Below are 222 nucleotides of genomic sequence, written 5' to 3'. Positions count from 1 at the left end.
GAGCGCGCACGTTTCGGTAAACGCTCGGAGAAGTTCAATCCCGATCAGATGCAACTGGTTCTCGAGGACATCGAGATTGCCATCGCCGAAGTCCAGGAACGCCAGGACGATAGAGCTGGCCCCGGTTGTTTGGACAGCGCCCCGCTGGATTTAAGTGGATTCCTGCCGGGTTATGCTGAACGCGGGGCTTTACGATTTTGTCGTTGCGTCGGGAGGGCGTAG

1 pseudogene is annotated in these 222 nt (G+C 57.7%); it reads left to right on the top strand.

The features are described from left to right. A pseudogene (locus QJT78_RS52715) lies at positions 1 to 102 on the top strand (transposase); the annotation flags it as partial. Positions 103 to 222 lie beyond the last annotated feature (120 nt).

This window comes from Bradyrhizobium sp. Mp27, from assembly GCF_029953005.1.
Taxonomy (GTDB): Bacteria; Pseudomonadota; Alphaproteobacteria; order Rhizobiales; family Xanthobacteraceae; genus Bradyrhizobium; species Bradyrhizobium barranii.
This window is presented reverse-complemented; position numbering and strand designations above follow the sequence as displayed.